16 protein-coding genes are annotated in these 17,439 nt (G+C 59.3%); 13 read left to right on the top strand and 3 right to left on the bottom strand.

All coding sequences use genetic code 11. The features are described 5' to 3' along the window. Positions 1-674 (top strand): TetR/AcrR family transcriptional regulator (locus JWR14_RS29990; RefSeq protein WP_299716550.1); only part of this gene is annotated, 674 nt, incomplete at its 5' end. Positions 675-1,077: 403 nt separating this feature from the next. Here JWR14_RS29990 and JWR14_RS29985 read toward each other — a convergent pair. Continuing rightward, positions 1,078-2,241 carry a porin gene (locus tag JWR14_RS29985; protein WP_299716546.1) on the bottom strand — a complete coding sequence of 388 codons (1,164 nt, stop codon included), beginning with the start codon at positions 2,239-2,241 and terminating at the stop codon, positions 1,078-1,080. Between the two features lie 308 nt (positions 2,242-2,549). Here JWR14_RS29985 and JWR14_RS29980 point away from each other — a divergent pair, with 308 nt between their 5' ends. Then, the gene (locus JWR14_RS29980; RefSeq protein WP_277041544.1) at positions 2,550-2,966 is read left to right on the top strand and encodes a DUF6632 domain-containing protein; all 417 of its coding nucleotides are present in this window, start codon (positions 2,550-2,552) and stop codon (positions 2,964-2,966) included. A gap of 570 nt (positions 2,967-3,536) precedes the next feature. After that, complete coding sequence (locus JWR14_RS29975) at positions 3,537-5,741, top strand: OsmC domain/YcaO domain-containing protein (protein ID WP_299716540.1); 2,205 nt, start codon at positions 3,537-3,539, stop codon at positions 5,739-5,741. A gap of 235 nt (positions 5,742-5,976) precedes the next feature. Here the strand turns inward: JWR14_RS29975 and JWR14_RS29970 are convergent, their stop codons facing one another. Then, entirely contained in the window at positions 5,977-8,007 is a 2,031-nt protein-coding gene (locus tag JWR14_RS29970) for an FUSC family protein (RefSeq protein WP_299716537.1), read from the bottom strand. A 66-nt stretch (positions 8,008-8,073) separates the two neighbouring features. Next, positions 8,074-8,550 carry a nuclear transport factor 2 family protein gene (locus tag JWR14_RS29965; protein WP_299716534.1) on the bottom strand — a complete coding sequence of 159 codons (477 nt, stop codon included), beginning with the start codon at positions 8,548-8,550 and terminating at the stop codon, positions 8,074-8,076. Positions 8,551-8,972: 422 nt separating this feature from the next. Between JWR14_RS29965 and JWR14_RS29960 the strand changes: the two genes are divergently transcribed. The 10 genes from JWR14_RS29960 to JWR14_RS29915 form a co-directional block, all read left to right on the top strand. Next, entirely contained in the window at positions 8,973-9,749 is a 777-nt protein-coding gene (locus JWR14_RS29960; RefSeq protein WP_299716531.1) for a GntR family transcriptional regulator, read from the top strand. Continuing rightward, positions 9,746-11,497 carry a fumarate reductase/succinate dehydrogenase flavoprotein subunit gene (locus JWR14_RS29955; RefSeq protein ID WP_299716528.1) on the top strand — a complete coding sequence of 584 codons (1,752 nt, stop codon included), beginning with the start codon at positions 9,746-9,748 and terminating at the stop codon, positions 11,495-11,497. The genes JWR14_RS29960 and JWR14_RS29955 overlap by 4 nt, the downstream gene beginning before the upstream one ends. An 11-nt stretch (positions 11,498-11,508) precedes the next feature. Then, positions 11,509-11,754 carry a ferredoxin family protein gene (locus tag JWR14_RS29950; RefSeq protein WP_299716525.1) on the top strand — a complete coding sequence of 82 codons (246 nt, stop codon included), beginning with the start codon at positions 11,509-11,511 and terminating at the stop codon, positions 11,752-11,754. Between the two features lie 49 nt (positions 11,755-11,803). Beyond that, entirely contained in the window at positions 11,804-13,228 is a 1,425-nt protein-coding gene (locus JWR14_RS29945; protein ID WP_299716522.1) for an ABC transporter substrate-binding protein, read from the top strand. Between the two features lie 38 nt (positions 13,229-13,266). Beyond that, entirely contained in the window at positions 13,267-14,136 is an 870-nt protein-coding gene (locus JWR14_RS29940) for an ABC transporter permease (protein WP_299716519.1), read from the top strand. Next, positions 14,133-14,930, top strand: a complete 798-nt coding sequence (locus JWR14_RS29935; RefSeq protein ID WP_299716516.1) for an ABC transporter ATP-binding protein — start codon at positions 14,133-14,135, stop codon at positions 14,928-14,930. Before JWR14_RS29940 ends, JWR14_RS29935 begins: the two co-directional genes overlap by 4 nt. A 54-nt stretch (positions 14,931-14,984) precedes the next feature. After that, positions 14,985-15,980 (top strand): HEAT repeat domain-containing protein, encoded by a 996-nt coding sequence (locus JWR14_RS29930; protein WP_299716513.1) that lies wholly within the window; start codon positions 14,985-14,987, stop codon positions 15,978-15,980. Continuing rightward, a complete protein-coding gene (locus tag JWR14_RS29925) occupies positions 15,977-16,264 on the top strand; it encodes a DUF971 domain-containing protein (protein ID WP_299716510.1) in 288 nt (95 codons plus the stop codon). The genes JWR14_RS29930 and JWR14_RS29925 overlap by 4 nt, the downstream gene beginning before the upstream one ends. Next, on the top strand, positions 16,261-16,452 hold the full coding sequence (locus JWR14_RS29920) for a hypothetical protein (RefSeq protein WP_299716507.1): 192 nt from the start codon (positions 16,261-16,263) through the stop codon (positions 16,450-16,452). The genes JWR14_RS29925 and JWR14_RS29920 overlap by 4 nt, the downstream gene beginning before the upstream one ends. Positions 16,453-16,807: 355 nt before the next feature. Then, positions 16,808-17,439 (top strand): aldehyde dehydrogenase family protein (locus JWR14_RS29915; RefSeq protein WP_299716504.1); only part of this gene is annotated, 632 nt, incomplete at its 3' end.

Here is a 17,439-nt window from a genome sequence, read left to right as displayed (position 1 = left end):
CTGCTCGCATTCCGTCAACGGCCGCCGCGCCACTACGGCGGCGACGCCTTGCGCCTGAGGAGCGCGAACGGGAAATTATCGAGGGCGCCGTGAGCTTCTTCGCCGAAGTGGGATTCGACGGAGGACTGCGGGAACTCGCGCAGCGACTTGGCATAACGCACCAGAACCTTTTCCGGTACTTTCCGACCAAGGAGGCGCTGATTGACCGCGTGTACCAGGAGGTTTATCTCAGCCGTTGGCAGCCAGAATGGGAGAGCCTGCTGCGTCAGCCAAAGCGACCACTGGAAGCGCGCCTGACGGATTTCTACAAAGCCTATCTCCACGCCATCTTCCGCTATGACTGGGTAAGGATCTTCGTGTTTGCTGGCCTAAAGGGAGTCGGCATCAGCCAGCGTTATCTGGCGCTAATTCAGGCAAAGGTCATTGCGCCCTTGGCCATCGAGTTGCGGTTATTGGCAGAGGGTCCGAGGGCGCGAAAATCCGCTCCTTCTGCGGAAGAGATGGAAGTGGCCTGGGGCCTGCACGGTGAACTGTTCTATCTGGCCGTGCGCCGTTGGGTGTACGACATGCCAGTTCCGGATGACCTTGACGGAATCATCGAAGCTGCGATTACCCGTTTCATGCAGGGCGCTCCCGCCGCTATGCGCAGCATTTCAAAGCGACACCCAGCGTAAAGACCCGCGCGCGCAGACGGTAAGTAAATAACCCGCGGTACTGTCATGCATGGACGCCCTCGGCGTTGCCAAGCTTTCATGTTGCGATGTGTCGAAGATCAAGATTTCAGCCATGCATAGATGCAGTCACCCGACGGACTTTTCTGACCGGCTGTGTCACGTTTGATAAGGGGCAATTGCGGCGGCCGGCGCGACAAAGGCAGTGAGTGATATCTGGATGCGGGTTTCCAGAGATACGAATCGCTCATCCGACCCGAAGTTCGGCGCGCTCTACGAGGGCCTGCTTGCATGTCAGTGAGCGAATGCCAAATACCGCCCCGTTAAGAAGGGCGGTACTTTTCGGGCCTATGTCGATCAGGCGGACAGGCGCCGGAAAAGGCCGCTGCCGCGGCCAACCTCCTGATCAGAAACGGTGGCGTATGCCGACCCGGAATGCCAGTTGACTATCCGCCCCCGAACCCGAAGGCCCGAAGAAGCTTGTACTTGAGCCAATCTGCGCTTGCACATCCTGCGTACCGTTATGGCCGGCTGCGATCTGGTAGATGCCCAGGGCATATATGTCGGTGCGCTTGCTCAGTGCATAGTCGACGCTCAGGTCCCCCTGGTTCCAGTGACCTGTGTTCGCATTACTCAGATGCATGTAGGTATAGCCGGCGCCTGCTGTCAGCGCTGGTGTAAACGCGTATTTCGCGCCCGCCTCGTACGCAGCGAACGTCGTTGCCGCACCTGTCAGGGGTTCGAAGCGCGTATTCGTATACAGGGCCCACAACGTAGCCGGGCCGATCGCGTAACGGCTGCCGACGCCGACGGTGCGCAGATCGCGCACATTTCCTGTCGACACGTTTGCGATGGTCGTCGAGAAGGCGGGGGCCACCTGGCTCGGGTAACGGATGTCCGTGTAAGCCGCGCCGATACCGAACGGACCGTTCGCGTAGTTCACACCCAGGCTGTACGAGCGCGACGAACCCGCAACAGGTGCCGCAGTTGTGCCGCTTGCCGGTGCGCCGGCAAATGCGCCAGCCTGGTTCGAGAAGCCGTACAACGCGCCGAACGTGAGGCCCGAAAAATTGGCGCTGCTGAACTTCACCGAGTTATTGATGCGGCTTGACGTGAGCTGGTCGACGTCGTTGATGTGGTAAGCGTAGTTACCCGCCACGGTCTGGCCGCCGGTCGAGTAATTGCCACCGAGGTAATCGGTCGAAAACGAATACTGCCGACCGAAGGTCAACGAGCCGAAGGCATCTTTGGAAAGACCGACATACGCCTGACGACCGAAGAGGGCCCCACCTTGACCCAGCGTGCCGTTGCCGCTGTTAAAACCGTTTTCGAGCACGAACAGTGCTTTCAAGCCGCCGCCGAGGTCTTCGCTGCCGCGCAGGCCCCAACGGCTGCCTTGAGCGACACCGTCGTCATATTTGACGAGGCTGTCACTCCCCGTGCCGGCGCGTGCATGGCTTACGTAGCTGATGCCGGCGTCGATCAATCCGTAAAGCGTCACGCTACTTTGCGCATGGGCGGTCAGTGTGAAGGTCCCAAGAACTGCCGTTGCCACTATGGTTTTTTTCATTTATTTTCTTCTTTTATATGGGACGGTACGACGCAAGCGAGTAAGCGCTGCGTGAGCCGGGATTGCGATGCTGCGGCAGGGCGCCGCTGCGTCGGTCAACCTTCCCATGCCAGTTAAGTTAGGTATCTGTCTCCACTCACCTTTCTGCCTTGCCCGATGACTCAACCGCGAAGGACAATTGGCAGCGAGGCCATCCTAGGCGTCGTGGTCGAATAATGAATAGTTAAAGTTTATTATTGTGTTCATTCACATTCGCTTATACATCGACCAAGATGATGGGGAAAACACGCCGCGCTCAGGAGGCCGCCATGAACGACACCCAACGACTCGCCGCCTTGCGCATCGTTTTGATCGGCGTGGGTCTGATCGCCGTGTTCGCGATCTGGCCGCTGATGATCCTGTGGCCTTCCGGTTGGACGTGGCACAGCGGCCATTCCGATTACCCGCTGATGATCGTCGGTATCTACGCGACGCTCGGCGTGTTCCTGCTGATCGCGTCGCGCGATCCGATGAAACATCTGAGCCTGATTTGGTTCACGGTGTGGTCGAGCGTCGTGCACGGCGTGATCATGGCCGTGCAGTCCTTCGGCGTCGAGATGGACGGGGCGCGCCATTTCGGCCATTTATTCGGCGATGTGCCCGCGCTGTTCATCGTCGCGGCGGCGCTGGCTTTCGTCACGCCACGCGGCGACAAGGCGCGCGCGCTCGCTCGCATGACGCTGTAGCTCAGATAGCCGAGGTGCTGTCCGGTGCCGCAGTTAGTTAAAACGGACCGTCTGATTTTGTTCGGCTTTTTCACGAACCGCAGTCACCGTCGAGACGTCCGCGTGACGTATCGTATTGCGTTGATCGCGGGCCTGTTCGAATGGGGATTGCGATATCTCCAGCGCGTGCCGGTGCCATGGGAAGGACACGCATGAGCGACACGCATTCGATGGCGGCAAGCATCGTTCTCCAGGCGTACGGGCGATGAGACCGTGACCATGGATAAAAGTGGGGCCAATCTAGCGGCCCTGAGGCCATTGACGCTGAACGGGAAACGCCTATCAAGGCTGCAGCTACCGGATCGACAATCGAATGAGAGTAGAATCTTTGTCGAAAAACATTATTTGCTAGCTGATCGACCATTAAAGCCCTGTTTTTTACAGGGCTTTAATTCTTTGGATTGTCGCTTGGTGGTTCTCGCATTCTGGAGAATGTGGGAGGAACTCGTGGCGTTTCAGTTTGGTGCAACTGCACTTGGCGACGGATAATAGCGGCCACAACATTTTGAGCGCTATTTTTAGGATTCCCCCATGGAAATTAAGGTCAACTTTCTCGATAAGCTACGTCTTGAAGCCAAGTTCGATGACTTCACGGTAGTGTCCGACCAGCCTGTCCGTTACAAGGGCGATGGCTCGGCGCCTGGCCCCTTCGATTATTTTCTGGCCTCATCGGCCTTGTGTGCAGCTTACTTTGTAAAGTTGTACTGCGTAACGCGCAACATTCCTACCGAAAATATCCGCCTGTCACAGAATAATATTGTTGATCCGGAAAACCGGTACCAACAGATTTTCAAGATTCAGGTTGAGTTGCCGGCGGATATTTCTGCCAAAGACCGCCAAGGTATTCTGCGCTCCATCGACCGTTGTACGGTGAAGAAAGTGGTGCAAGCCGGACCTGAGTTTGTCATCGAAGAGGTGGAGAACCTGGATGCCGATGCTCAGTCCTTGCTGATGTTGAAGCCGGCTTCCGACGGCAGCACCTATATTGCGGGCAAGGATCTGCCGCTGGAGCAAACCATCGCCAATATGTCGGGCAAGTTGGCGGACTTGGGCATGAAGATTGAAATCGCTTCGTGGCGCAATCTTGTTCCCAATGTGTGGTCGCTGCATATCCGCGATGCGCACTCGCCGATGTGTTTTACCAATGGCAAAGGGGCGACCAAGGAAAGCGCCTTGGCGTCGGCGTTGGGAGAGTTTATCGAGCGCCTGAATTGCAACCACTTCTATGGCGGTGCGTTCTGGGGCGAAGACATCGCCAATGCGGCGTTTGTACATTACCCGAACGAGCGCTGGTTCAAGCCTGGCCGTAAGGATGCACTGCCGGCTGAAATTCTGGATGCGTACTGCCTGGAAATTTATAACCCCGATGGCGAGTTGCGTGGCTCGCATCTGGTCGACACCAACTCCGGCAATGTGCAGCGTGGTATCTGTTCGCTGCCGTTTGTGCGGCAGTCGGACGGCGAAGTGGTGTATTTTCCGTCCAACCTGATCGAGAACCTGTACGTCAGCAACGGCATGAGTGCCGGTAATACGCTGGCCGAAGCGCAGGTGCAATGTCTGTCCGAAATTTTCGAACGGGCGGTAAAGCGTGAAATTCTCGAAGGTGAAATCGCATTGCCCGATGTGCCGCAAGAAGTACTGGCTAAGTACCCTGGCATTCTGGCCGGGATTCAGGGGTTGGAAGAGCAGGGCTTTCCCGTGCTGGTAAAGGATGCGTCGCTGGGTGGGACCTACCCGGTGATGTGCGTCACATTGATGAACCCGCGCACAGGCGGCGTCTTTGCCTCGTTCGGCGCGCATCCAAGCTTCGAGGTGGCGCTGGAACGGAGTCTTACCGAGTTGCTACAGGGGCGCAGCTTTGAAGGCCTGAACGATTTACCTCGGCCCACCTTTGCCAGTGAAGCCGTGACTGAACCCAATAACTTTGTCGAACACTTCATCGATTCCAGCGGAATTGTGTCGTGGCGTTTTTTCAGCGCCAAAGCGAATGTCGAGTTTGTTGAGTGGGATTTTTCTGGCCAGGGCGAAAACTCCAATGCCGAGGAAGCCGCAACATTGTTCGGAATTCTCGAAGACATGGGCAAAGAGGTGTACATGGCGGTGTATGACCAGCTGGGCGCCGTGGCCTGCCGGATTTTGGTGCCCGGGTATTCGGAAGTTTACCCGGTAGAGGATTTGATCTGGGACAACACAAACAAGGCGCTGTTGTTCCGCGCCGATATTTTGAACTTGCATCGCCTGGACAATGCCGGCCTGGCAGCATTGCTTGAGCGGCTGGATAACAATGAACTCGATGAGCACTCCGATATTGCCACTTTGATCGGTATCGAGTTTGATGAGAATACGGACTGGGGGCAGCTCACCGTTCTCGAGTTGAAGCTGCAGATTCATCTCGCTTTGAAGCAATTTGAGGAGGCACAAGAGCTGGTGGGAGCCTTCCTGCAGTACAACGACAACACGGTCGAACGCGGATTGTTTTACCAGGCCTTGAATGTGGTGCTGGAGGTGCTGCTCGATGACGACCTGGAACTGGACGACTACGCGGTCAACTTCCGTCGCATGTTCGGCGACGCTCGGATGGACGCGGCAATGGGGTCGGTGGACGGCAGCGTGCGGTTCTATGGTTTAACGGCAACCAGTATGAAACTGGAGGGTCTGGAAAGACACGATCGCTTGATCGACAGTTACAAAAAATTGCATAAGGCACGGGCCAATGTGGCGGCTGCAGCGCGTTAGGGTTTCGCGTCATGGCTGGATGCGATGATGCCATTCATCCTCCAGCACAACCGCAAGTTGGATACCCGAGCGACCATCTGTGCCGGCGTGCCTCAGTGATGATGCGGCCAGAATTGTCAGGTGGAAATGGGAGCATGTGCCACTGCGACTATGCTAACGAGCGTGGACTTGCCGTCATTTCGCTTGCAAGAATACGGTCATGAAGACGCAGGAATTCTCCGACGCAAGGTCGTGGTCAAACAGGGGCTCGCTTGCGTTCGTATACGGATCCCACGTAACTATCAAATGCGGTCACGAGATGCTGGGTTGCCTGTTCGAGGTCATCTGCCGGCGTTTCAAAAGACTGAATCGGTTGCATCGTTTTCCTCGACGTCAGGGCTTCCAGCAGTTTGGCGGTCGTCCCATCGTAGCGATTGGCCCGCTCCCGGTCATGTGCGTCCGGTTCTCCGCTCCGAAGGACTTCGATCACCGCGGCGGCGCCGCAGACCACCCGCACCGCGACGGTCAAGTTCCGCAGTTGTTCGAGCCGTGCAGATCGCCGCTGGCCCTCCAGGAGCATACGTTCTCTCGCAACTTCAAGCCGCGAGCTGGCCAGACCGGCTTCGCGTTGGAGCCGATCGAGGGTGGCGGTCGATCCTCCACCCATCCGAAGGACGGCGGACGCGAATGCCATGTTGGTCGAAATCGCGGCTGAGATCACGGCATTCAGCGCGTTACTCTCCTTCGGCGGCCAGAAAAGAAAGCTCGCCGCCACGCCTACGCCGGCACCGACGAATTCATTGGTAAGACGAGCGACAATCAATCCCTCCGCCGGATGGATGAAATCCGACATCAGCATGAACATCGGCGTCAGGAAGACAACGAACAGGCCGTAGTTCACCAACCTCAATGCGACGGTCACTGCGGCAAGCGGCAAGATTGCCAATGTCACCGCAACCGGACCGGACAGACTCGTCAGAAGAACAGCGGCGATCGTTCCGCCGATGAGGCTGCCGCATGCGCGCTCCAGCACGCGCAACCATGTATTGGCGGAAACCGGTTGGGTCACGACGATTGCAGCAATCGCGCCCCAGTATGCAAACGTGACACTCAGCGATGTGCCGATCATGAAAGCGAGCACCGATGCGACAGCCACCCTCAGCGCATGGACCCAGACCAGCTTTTCAATCTTGACCGCGGGAGCGGCGGCAGGCGCGGGCGTCTCGGGGTCGATTGCGAGCGCGTGTCGCCCGTCCGCGAGGCGAGCGATGGCCCTTGCCGCAAAGGCAACGGCGCTTGCCGTCTGGTCCGTCCGTTCAGCCGTCTGTCGCAACAAGGCGTGTGCATGCGCTATCAGCGCATCGGGAATGGGCAGTTCCCGCTGTGCCTGCGCGGCCACGCTTTGCAGCAACTGTCGCAGGCTCTGGAGCAATTGCCGCGATCCATCGTCGACCGTAATCGCCGCATTGCGTCGGGCATGACCGATGGCGATCAGCGTGGAAAACACCCTGCCTGCGGCATCGACGCCCGGGCCGAGATCGGGGCCGTTGCGAACATCATGCGCCGCCAATGCGCGGCCGCGCTCTATCGACATGCGCACCCCGCGGCGATAAACGGTATCGAACTCGGTCCAGCCCTGCACATTTATTCCAGGCCGCGAATCCAGCGACTCCAAAAAACCGGCCATGTCCTCGAGCCTGCCAAAGATCGTCGCAAGCGTGAAGCCCGCGGACTGTGGGAACGGGATGGGCCAGAGGAAGATGCAAAACAGCATGGTCCAGGCTGACCCGAGCAGAAAATAGCCACCATGTGCGAGTGCGGCGGCAAGCGGCTCGGGCGACGCAATGCCGATCACGACCGCGAGCGAGGCAATCAACCCCGCCTGCGCCGGCATGGGCCCGAGCGAGGGCTTGTAGGACCGTGTCAGTCCACAAAGGAAGACCAGGATAAACAGGGTGACTATGCTGACTGCATAGCCCCAATGCGCGGCATAGGACGCCAGCGGCATGACGACAACGCCCATGGCCGTGAAGATGGCCATCGCCTTCAGGCGCTGTGTCCTGGACCCTTGCGGATCGCAAAGACAGTTCCAGAATGCCGCGACAGCTCCGAAAGCGATATCAGAATGGCCGAGAATCGCCGCGGCACAGAGCATTGGCGCCATCGCAAGGGCAGCGTGTATCCCTTCCGCAATCCCGATGCGCTCGGGCGTGATGGCGAAGACATGACCTTCCGCCCGCAGGGTCCGACGGCTTACCAGGGATACGAGCTTACCTATTATCGTCATCGTACCTTCGCTGCTCACGAACGTTGATTGCTGGAGGACAAGACCTTCGCCGCAGCAATCGGTCGCTTACTGAAGCACTTTGTTCGGCGTAGCGCTGAACGAGATGAACCGGGCAATGGACCACTTGCCATCGGGCTGGCGCTTGAAAATGTCCATCCCCGCTTCAGTACTCACGCTCGACTCGCCACCCTTCTGCGCAGTAAGCGTCCAGAACAGCCGGACTACGGCGATATCTCCGGAAACGATGATCTCACGAAGATCGGGACTGTCGTAATGGAGCTGCAACCCAGGTTTCGCCAACACCGCACTGAGCTTCCCGCAGAGCGCGTCGCGGCTACCATCGAGCGATTCAGGAACGGTCGAAACCAGATCAGGGGCGAACAGGTCACAGACTCCTGCAGCATCGCGAGCGTTAAACGCCACCGTCCAACGCTGCAACCGTTCCGTGATGGCGGCCTTGTCTGAATCCACGTCTGCGCGAGCTGGAGTCGCTGCGCCAACGCCGACCAACACGACGGCAATCGCCAGCAGCCATCTGATCATGGGAGGTCTCCAAATCAATCGGATTTGCTGGCATTTTATAGGGAACCGTAAACCGAAATAACTTTGTTGAGCGCGCGGTGGAAGACGTGAAGGGCAGGGCCGTGGAAACGAGCAGAGCTTCGCTGGGCAAGCGCCGCCGCCGGGGGCGAAGCGTGCCACGGGATCATCCATTTGCACGGGCGGATCCATGGCGGGGTGATCGGGCTGGAAGCGACACCCCTCGTTCTTACGAGTGCTGAGTATGGAATGTATACATGCGCTCCGGGTGGGCCGCGCGGTTCCTGTGACGCTGCCGTCGCAACCGTTGTGCTGAAGCTCTGCTGAAAATCAGCGACTCTTCTTTGATCGATATCAGAAAATCTTCGTTGGTCGGATTTATCAGTGTGTTTAGACTCCATTTCATCTTGTCATAACAAGCTGAAATGACCGCTCCCACTGCCACTCTGCTGCCGCTGTCAGCAGCCCCGCTATACGCCCGGTTAAAGGAAACGCTGCGCGCCCGCATCCTTGACGGGACGTATCCGCCGCATGGGCAGATGCCGTCCGAGCACGAGCTCTGCGCAATGTTCGAGGTCAGCCGCATCACGGTTCGCCAAGCGCTTGGCGATCTGCAGAAAGAGGGTTTGCTGTTCAAGATTCATGGCAAGGGGACTTTCGTTTCCAAGCCGAAAGCCTTTCAAAACGTGACGTCGTTACAAGGTTTTGCAGAGGCGATGTCATCGATGGGATATGAAATCGTCAACCAGTTGCGCACGTTCAAGGTAGTCAAGGCGGACCGCCACGTCGCGAGCCGTCTGAACATTGCCGAGGGCTCGGGGGTGGTTGAAATCCATCGAGTCCGGCTGCTCAACCGGGCGCCCGTTTCGCTGGAAATCACCTACGTTCCCGAGGCGCTTGAAAAGCGCCTGTCGAATGCCGACCTCGTGACTCGCGACATCTTCCTGATCCTTGAGAACGACTGCGGACTTGCGCTCGGCCACGCCGACGTATCGATCGACGCGATTCTCGCCGACGACGAAATCGGCGCCGCGCTGCAAGTAGAGGAGGGCAGTCCGGTGCTGAGGATCGAACGCCTCACCCACTGCGCGGACGGGACGCCTATCGACTATGAATACCTTTATTTTCGGGGCGATGCATTCCAGTACCGGATGCGTATCGACCGGGAAAAGAAACGCAGGAATGCGAGGAAAGCGCGATGAATACACATGTTCTCGAATATGACGTCGTGGTGGTGGGCGGCGGAACGGCGGGACCCATGGCCGCGGTGAAAGCGAAGGAACGCGATCCGTCGCTCAGGGTGCTGCTGCTGGAAAAGGCCAACGTCAAGCGCAGCGGCGCAATCTCCATGGGCATGGATGGACTCAATAACGCGATTGTTCCCGGGCACGCCACGCCCGAGCAATACACGCGTGAGATCACCATCGCGAACGACGGTATTGTCGATCAGTCGGCGGTGTACGCCTATGCGCGGCATAGCTTCAAGACGATCGAGGAGCTGGATCGCTGGGGTGTGAAATTCGAGAAGGACAGTACCGGCGACTACGCGGTCAAGAAGGTGCATCACATGGGTTCTTATGTGCTGCCCATGCCGGAAGGGCACAGCATCAAGAAGGTGCTTTATCGCCAGTTGAAACGCTCCCGTGTCGCCATCACCAACCGGATTGTCGCGACACGGCTTCTGACCGATGCAACGGGACGTGTCTGCGGTGTCATGGGCTTCGACTGCCGCACTGCCGACTTTTATATCGTCCGTGCGAAGGCTGTGATCCTGAGTTGTGGCGCGGCGGGCCGGCTGGGATTGCCGGCATCGGGCTACCTGATGGGTACTTACGAAAACCCGACCAACGCAGGTGACGGCTACGCCATGGCGTATCACGCTGGCGCTGCGCTTTCCAACCTCGAGTGTTTCCAGATTAACCCGCTTATCAAGGACTACAACGGTCCGGCTTGCGCGTACGTGACCGGACCGCTTGGCGGCTTCACGGCGAACGGCCGAGGCGAGCGCTTCATTGAATGTGATTACTGGAGCGGCCAGATGATGTGGGAGTTCTATCAGGAACTGCAAAGCGGCAATGGGCCGGTGTTCCTGAAGCTTGATCATCTGGCGGAGGAAACGATCAAGACGATCGAAGACATCCTTCATACCAACGAGCGCCCGAGTCGAGGGCGTTTCCATGCAGGACGGGGCACCGATTACCGGCAACAGATGGTCGAGATGCATATTTCGGAGATCGGCTTTTGCAGTGGGCATAGCGCGTCGGGCGTGTATGTCAACGAGCGCGCAGAGACTACGGTGGCGGGTTTATATGCAGCGGGCGACATGGCCGCGGTACCGCACAACTACATGCTCGGGGCGTTCACTTACGGCTGGTTCGCCGGATGGAACGCGGCCGGCGATGTCGCAGGCCGCGAGTTGTCGCCGCTAGACGATGAACAGGTTGCAGCGGAACGTCAACGCATCTATGCGCCGTTCGAACGCGAATCCGGGCTTGCGCCGGCGCAGGTCGAATACAAGCTGCGGCGCATGGTGAACGATTATCTGCAGCCACCCAAGGTCACGCGAAAGATGGAGATCGGGCTGCAGCGGTTCAAGGAGATCAGCGCGGATATCGGCGAGATGAAAGCTGACAATCCGCACGAACTGATGCGCGCAGCAGAGGTGCGGGCGATCCGCGATTGTGCGGAAATGGCCGCACGTGCGTCGCTCTTCAGGACCGAAAGCCGCTGGGGGCTTTATCACCACCGGGTGGATTATCCGCAGCGTAACGACAGCGAGTGGTTCTGCCATACGCACCTCTACAAGGATGAGTTCGGCAGGATGACGAGCGTGAAACGCCCGGTCGAGCCCTACGTGCTTCCGCTCGACAACGACGAAAGCAATGCCTATCAAAAGTTGCGCATCGGCGAGCGTGTGTCCACGGATGCAGCCGTGCCGGAATCTGCCTGAACGGAGCCTCCATGTCCTATACGACCCATGAAATTTTTCAGCGCAGCACGGCGCCCGTCACCGTCGATGAAGACAAATGCATCGCTGACAAGGGCTGCACCGTCTGTGTGGATGTGTGTCCGCTCGACCTGCTGGCTATTGACGTCTCCAAGGGCAAGGCCTACATGAAGTTCGATGAATGCTGGTACTGCATGCCGTGCGAACAGGACTGCCCGACCGGTGCGGTCAAGGTCGAGATTCCTTATTTGCTGCGCTGACGCGGTGTTCAGAATCGCGGCGTACCCACTCTCTACTCGGGGTTGAGCAATGAACTGTCGGAAACTGATTCGCGCTTCCATAGCGCTTACGTTCGTCATGGCGTCATTAAGCGCGCGGGCGGAAACCATCCGCGTGGCTATCGGCACGCAGGACACCACGATCAATTGCGCAACCGGCGGCCTCATGATCCGGGAACTGCATCTGCTCGATAAATTCCTTCCGCACGATGGAAAATACAAGGACGTCCAGTACGACATCCAGTGGAAGGACTTCACATCCGGTGCGCCGCTGACTAATGAAATGGTGGCGGGCAAACTCGATTTCGGCGCGATGGCGGACTTTCCCGGCACGCTCAACGCGGCGGCATTCAAGAAAGCAGGCAAGAAGAGCGAGTTCATCACGGTCTTGTCCGGGAGCACCGAGGGCAGCGGCAATGGCATTGTTGTCCCGACCGGTTCGCCGATTCATTCTCTTGCCGACCTGAAGGGCAAGACGATCTCCGTGCCGTTCGCATCGACTGCGCACAGCATGCTGCTGCGCGGGATCAAGGCGCAAGGCTGGGATCCGGACACCGACGTCAACATCATCACGCAAGCGCCGGAAGTGGCGGGCAGTGCGCTCAAGGCGCACAAGATTGACGCGCACGCCGACTTCGTTCCGTTCGCTGACCTGTTCCCGTACCGCGGCTTCGCGACCAAGATCTATGACGGTTCACAAAGCCACGCACCGACCTTCCATGGCGCGCTCGTCGACGCGGACTACGCAAAGAAGTACCCGGAAATTGTTGTGGCCTATTTGCGCGCGACCATCGAGGCAAATCGCCTGATGGCGCAGGACCCGGAAAAGTACAGCCTGTTGATCGAGAAAGTGACGGGCATTGAAGCACCGGTCGATTACCTGTATCACGGGCCGCTCGGCTTGCAGACCCGGGACCTGACCTGGAAGCCGGAGTATCGCCAGGCAGTGGCGAGCGCGATCGACACACTCAAGCTGCTGAAAAAGACCGACGTCGAACTCGATGCGAGCAGCATTATTGACGACTACTTTATCCGCGAGGCGTTCAAGCAGTCAGGCCTCGACTACGACGCCGCGCTAAGGAACTACGCGAAGCAGCCGTTGACGGCCAATGACGCGCAAACGGGCAAGCGGATCACCGCTTTCAACGATGTCGCGCAAGTGTGGGTCGAAGGTGAAGACCCCGTTCGCAGTTACGCGCAACCGCAAGAAGCTTTCAGCGCGCAGGAAGCATTGACGAAGGAAGGCAAAACCGTGCGCGCGGTGTTTGTGCAGGATCACGCGAGCGGGCTGAAGCTATTGGCCGGGCAAGCCTGGTATGTCCGCTCGGGCAAGGGGCAGATTGCAGCCTTCCTGCTGCGCGCCAGTGCAGATGATTTCGCAAAAAAGGTCAGCGGCCAAGTCTCGGACTATGCGTCGGTTCGCGCTGATGCGGCTCAGGCCGTGGCCGCACGCTGACGCGTAGCGGGTCCGACGTGTTCTACAGGAAATCGATAATGGCCACTTCGTTCGAAAGCACCGAAAGCCGCGACTTGCCGGCGCTTGACCGAGCGCGTTCGTCGGCGGTGCCTGAGGTGTCGAACCGCACGCCTGTCAGCCGTTCGATCTGGCGTTGCGCGTCACTTGTCGCCTGCCTCGGTCTGTGGCAGATCGCGACGCAATACAAGATCTCGCTCGGCTTCGTGACAATGGCGAATGTGCCCGCACCGACGGATGTCGCGCAGGCCTTCTGGCACCTGTTGCATTCACCCAAGCTGCCGATGCACTTGTTCGCCAGCATCGTGCGGGTGCTGGTTGGATTCAGCGCGGCGGCTATGGTGGGAGTCGGATTTGGCTTGGCCATCGGCCGGTATCGCGCGTTCGAAGATTCGGTGCTGCCCTCGCTGGAAGTGCTGCGGCCCATTCCTGCCGTAGCATGGATTCCGCTGGCGATCCTGATGTTTCCATCGTCGGAGATGAGCATGATGTTCATCACGTTCATCGGCGCGTTGTTCCCCATTTTGCTCAATACCATTCACGGCGTGGAAGGTATCGACCCGCGCCTGGTCGCCACCGCGCGAAGCCTTGGCACGCGACGCTTGTCGCTATTCAGCGAAGTGATTGTGCCTGGCGCGGCTCCGGCCATCCTGACTGGTTTGTCTATCGGCATGGGCACTGCGTGGTTCTGCCTGATCACGGCCGAGATGATCGCGGGACAGTACGGGATCGGCTATTTCACGTGGGAGTCGTACACCTTGCAAAACTATGCGGATATCGTCGTCGGCATGCTGCTGATCGGCGCGCTTGGCATGGGCAGCAGTGTGCTTGTCAAGAGACTCGGGCTGGTGCTGATGCCGTGGTACCGGCTGAGCGAGGCACGTCGATGAGTACCTCGTTAACCGAGATGTTGACCGAGGCGACCCTGGGCCATGTAGACGTGCGTTCGCTTTGCGTTGACGTAGGGCTGTCGGGCGAACGATTGACGGCACTCGACCGCCTTGATTTCACCATCGCGCCGGGCGAATTCGTCTGCGTGCTTGGACCGTCCGGTTGCGGCAAGTCGACCTTGCTCGGTGCTATCGCGGGACATGTGGCCGCAACCCGTGGCGAGATCGCGGTCGATGGCGAACGGGTCGCTGGCCCGCATCGAAACCGTGGTCTCGTGTTTCAGCAGCACACGTTGTTTCCGTGGAAGCGGGTGATCGACAACGTTGCGTTCGGACTGAAGATGAGTGGGCTCGGCCTGGAGGAGCGGCATCGCGAGGCGCGTGCGCTGCTCGAACTGGTCGGCTTGCAGGGATTCGAAGCGCGTTATCCGGTGCAACTGTCGGGTGGCATGCAGCAGCGGGTGGAGATTGCGCGCGCGCTGATCAACCGGCCGCACATCCTCCTGATGGACGAACCGTTTGGCGCACTCGACGCGCAGACGCGCCGGATGATGCAGAGCCTGTTGCTCGATGTGTGGGCGCGCATGCGCACGACGGTGATGTTCGTGACTCACGACATAGACGAGGCGTTGTTCCTGGCCGATCGCATTCTCGTGCTGTCGCGCCGGCCCGCGCGAATCGTCGCCGATATCGTGGTGCCGCTCGCCCGTCCACGCAATGACGAGAGCACGGTCGCGGCCGAGTTCGTCGACATCAAGCGCCGTTGCCTTGCGCTGCTGCGCGAAGGGACCTGATCTTGCGTTCCACGCAATCCCGATTGTTCAATGCTTCAAAAGAAAACTTGGCCCATGACTGCTTTCTCTCCGCTGACTTTCGACCCCGACGCACTCGATCCCGAAGCAACGGTCCTGCTGCCGCGCCTGTCCGATGCCGACCCTGTGGTCCGCCGCATCGCGCTCCTTGAACTCGCGGATATGGAGGATGAGAACCTGTTGCCGCCGATTGTCCATGCGCTGCGCCATGACGATTCGGCTGATGTCCGCCGCGAGGCGGCGCGTGTGCTGGCGGCCTGGGAAAGAGCGGAGGTTGTCGACGCGCTGTGCCAGACTCTTCTCGACCTCGATGAGGCGGTGCGCCTCACGGCGGCTCAAAGCCTCTCGGAACTCAAGGAAGTGGCCTCTGGCCACGTGCTGCTCGAATGGGTCGCCAATCCGGACCCGTTTGTGCAGGCCGCGATACTCCGTGCATTGCGTGAGTTGCGGCTATCCGATGCCCTGAACCCCGCTTTGCGAGCACTCTCGCATCCGCTTGCGTCGGTGCGTCTCGAGGCCGTCGGCGTCGCCGGCTGGCTCAAGGACGAGCGCGCACTCGCGCAGCTCGCCCAGGTAGCCGCAGGGGACGCCGATCCCGACGTGCGCCGGGCCGCAGTGGGTTCTTTGGGACTGGGCTCGGGGCCTGCGGAAACCATCGTCGATGCGTTGCTCAGTGCGTTGCGCGACGACGCCTGGCAGGTGCGTGAGGAAGCCGCCGCGACGCTTGGCAAGCTGCGCGCTGGCCAAGCCCGCGACGCGTTGATCGCGTCGCTCGACGATCCTTACTGGCAGGTCAGGCTGAAGTCCGCGCGAGCGCTCGGACGGTTGCGTGACCCGGGCGCGGGAGCGGCGCTTGGCCGGCTGCTGTCGCATTCCATCAGCAATCTGCGCAAGGAGGCGGCGCTTGCGCTCGGCGAGCTTGGCGACCGTGGTTTGCTGCCGGCGCTGCAAGCTGCCCAGGGGGACCCTGATCCGGAAGTACGCAAGGCGATTCGCATCGCGCTGCAACAGATCGAAGATCTTCCAGCATGAATGTACCTGAACGCATCGACCTCGATTCACGCGCCCATACCCTGACGCTACACTGGCCGGGCGCGCGGGTGCAGTGTGTCAGTCATGCGGCATTGCGCCGTGCGTGTCCATGCGCCGCGTGCCGTCGTATCCGCATCGCCGGGAGTTTCGTGCAGACAGACGAGGACGTCGCAGTCGTGGACATTCATTCCATGGCGTATGGCGTGCAACTCAGCTTCAGCGACGGTCATGCGCAGGGAATTTTCCCCTGGCCGTTTCTCGAAGCGCTTGAGGCTGCTGCATGACACGCGCCCTCGGACACCTTGGTGTTGACTGGCTCTCGGTCGAATGCGCGCAACGCGCGGGACGCTGGCCGTGGCAGCGCGCAGGCGTTGCCACGCGAGTGCTCGACGACGTTTCGATCGAAGTCGCACCCGGTGAGTTCGTCGTCGTGGTATTAACGTCTTCAAAACGTCCGTGGACCGGCGTCTGACGCAGGGGATTGCGTTATCAATCGGTTGAGCCGGTATAAATCGATTTGGGCTTGCGCGAGAAGTACCGCCCATTCGATCGTTTTCATCCTTTGATAACCCGCGGTTATCCGTCTCGGCGTCATCGTCGCGAAGCCATGGCGGTAGCGAGTAGTCCATTCCCTACGGACGGCTTTCCGATGGCCTGGATGTATCGAACGAAGCCTCGCCCGAGAGGCCGGAGAACGGTGAAGATTCCAATTTGGCATCACCTCGGTACTTTTCATCGCTTGTAGTGAACGCCTGTGAATAGCCATAATTTTTGTCATGGTCCGCTTGGGCCGCGGCATATCAAATGGCATTCACAGGAGTAGAAGCATGGTTCAACGGTATCAGCTGTTTATTAACAACGAGTGGGTCGACCCGGCATCGGGCATATGGTTCGATTCGCTTGATCCGTTCTCGGGCGAGCCTTGGGCCGAGATACCGCGGGCGGGCGAAGCCGACGTGAGCCGCGCGGTCGAGGCCGCGTCGGCCGCACTCGAAGGCCCTTGGGGCCGTATCTCCGCCACGGACCGCGGCCTGCTGCTGCACAAACTCGGCGCGCTAATCGAGAAGCATGCCGACGTGTTGACCGAAGTTGAAAGCCGCGACAACGGCAAGCTGCGCAGCGAGGTCGGCGGACAAGTCCGCTACATGGCGAAGTATTTCTATTATTACGGCGGTCTCGCGGACAAGATCCAGGGCGCCGTGATCCCGATGGACAAGCCCAAGGTATTCAACTACACCCGCTACGAGCCGCTAGGTGTAGTCGCGACCATTACGCCCTGGAACTCGTCGCTGTTGCTGACCGCGTGGAAACTCGCGCCCGCGCTGTGCGCCGGCAATACGGTGATCGCGAAGCCGTCCGAGTACACGTCGGCATCGCTCTTCGAACTCGCGAAGCTGTTCGTTACGGCCGGCTTCCCGCCGGGCGTCTTCAATGTGCTCACTGGTTTCGGCAAGGAAGT

Source organism: Caballeronia sp. (assembly GCF_028292365.1).
GTDB lineage: Bacteria > Pseudomonadota > Gammaproteobacteria > Burkholderiales > Burkholderiaceae > Caballeronia.
The sequence above is the reverse complement of the archived record's forward strand: the minus strand, read 5'-3'. Positions and strand labels throughout refer to the sequence as shown.

Bases quoted from the DNA above. Each gene is read 5' to 3' on its own strand.
- JWR14_RS29985 (WP_299716546.1), bottom strand. From the start codon at position 2,241: ATGAAAAAAACCATAGTGGCAACGGCAGTTCTTGGGACCTTCACACTG.
- JWR14_RS29980 (WP_277041544.1), top strand. From the start codon at position 2,550: ATGAACGACACCCAACGACTCGCCGCCTTGCGCATCGTTTTGATCGGC.
- JWR14_RS29975 (WP_299716540.1), top strand. From the start codon at position 3,537: ATGGAAATTAAGGTCAACTTTCTCGATAAGCTACGTCTTGAAGCCAAG.
- JWR14_RS29970 (WP_299716537.1), bottom strand. From the start codon at position 8,007: ATGACGATAATAGGTAAGCTCGTATCCCTGGTAAGCCGTCGGACCCTG.
- JWR14_RS29965 (WP_299716534.1), bottom strand. From the start codon at position 8,550: ATGATCAGATGGCTGCTGGCGATTGCCGTCGTGTTGGTCGGCGTTGGC.
- JWR14_RS29960 (WP_299716531.1), top strand. From the start codon at position 8,973: ATGACCGCTCCCACTGCCACTCTGCTGCCGCTGTCAGCAGCCCCGCTA.
- JWR14_RS29955 (WP_299716528.1), top strand. From the start codon at position 9,746: ATGAATACACATGTTCTCGAATATGACGTCGTGGTGGTGGGCGGCGGA.
- JWR14_RS29950 (WP_299716525.1), top strand. From the start codon at position 11,509: ATGTCCTATACGACCCATGAAATTTTTCAGCGCAGCACGGCGCCCGTC.
- JWR14_RS29945 (WP_299716522.1), top strand. From the start codon at position 11,804: ATGAACTGTCGGAAACTGATTCGCGCTTCCATAGCGCTTACGTTCGTC.
- JWR14_RS29940 (WP_299716519.1), top strand. From the start codon at position 13,267: ATGGCCACTTCGTTCGAAAGCACCGAAAGCCGCGACTTGCCGGCGCTT.
- JWR14_RS29935 (WP_299716516.1), top strand. From the start codon at position 14,133: ATGAGTACCTCGTTAACCGAGATGTTGACCGAGGCGACCCTGGGCCAT.
- JWR14_RS29930 (WP_299716513.1), top strand. From the start codon at position 14,985: ATGACTGCTTTCTCTCCGCTGACTTTCGACCCCGACGCACTCGATCCC.
- JWR14_RS29925 (WP_299716510.1), top strand. From the start codon at position 15,977: ATGAATGTACCTGAACGCATCGACCTCGATTCACGCGCCCATACCCTG.
- JWR14_RS29920 (WP_299716507.1), top strand. From the start codon at position 16,261: ATGACACGCGCCCTCGGACACCTTGGTGTTGACTGGCTCTCGGTCGAA.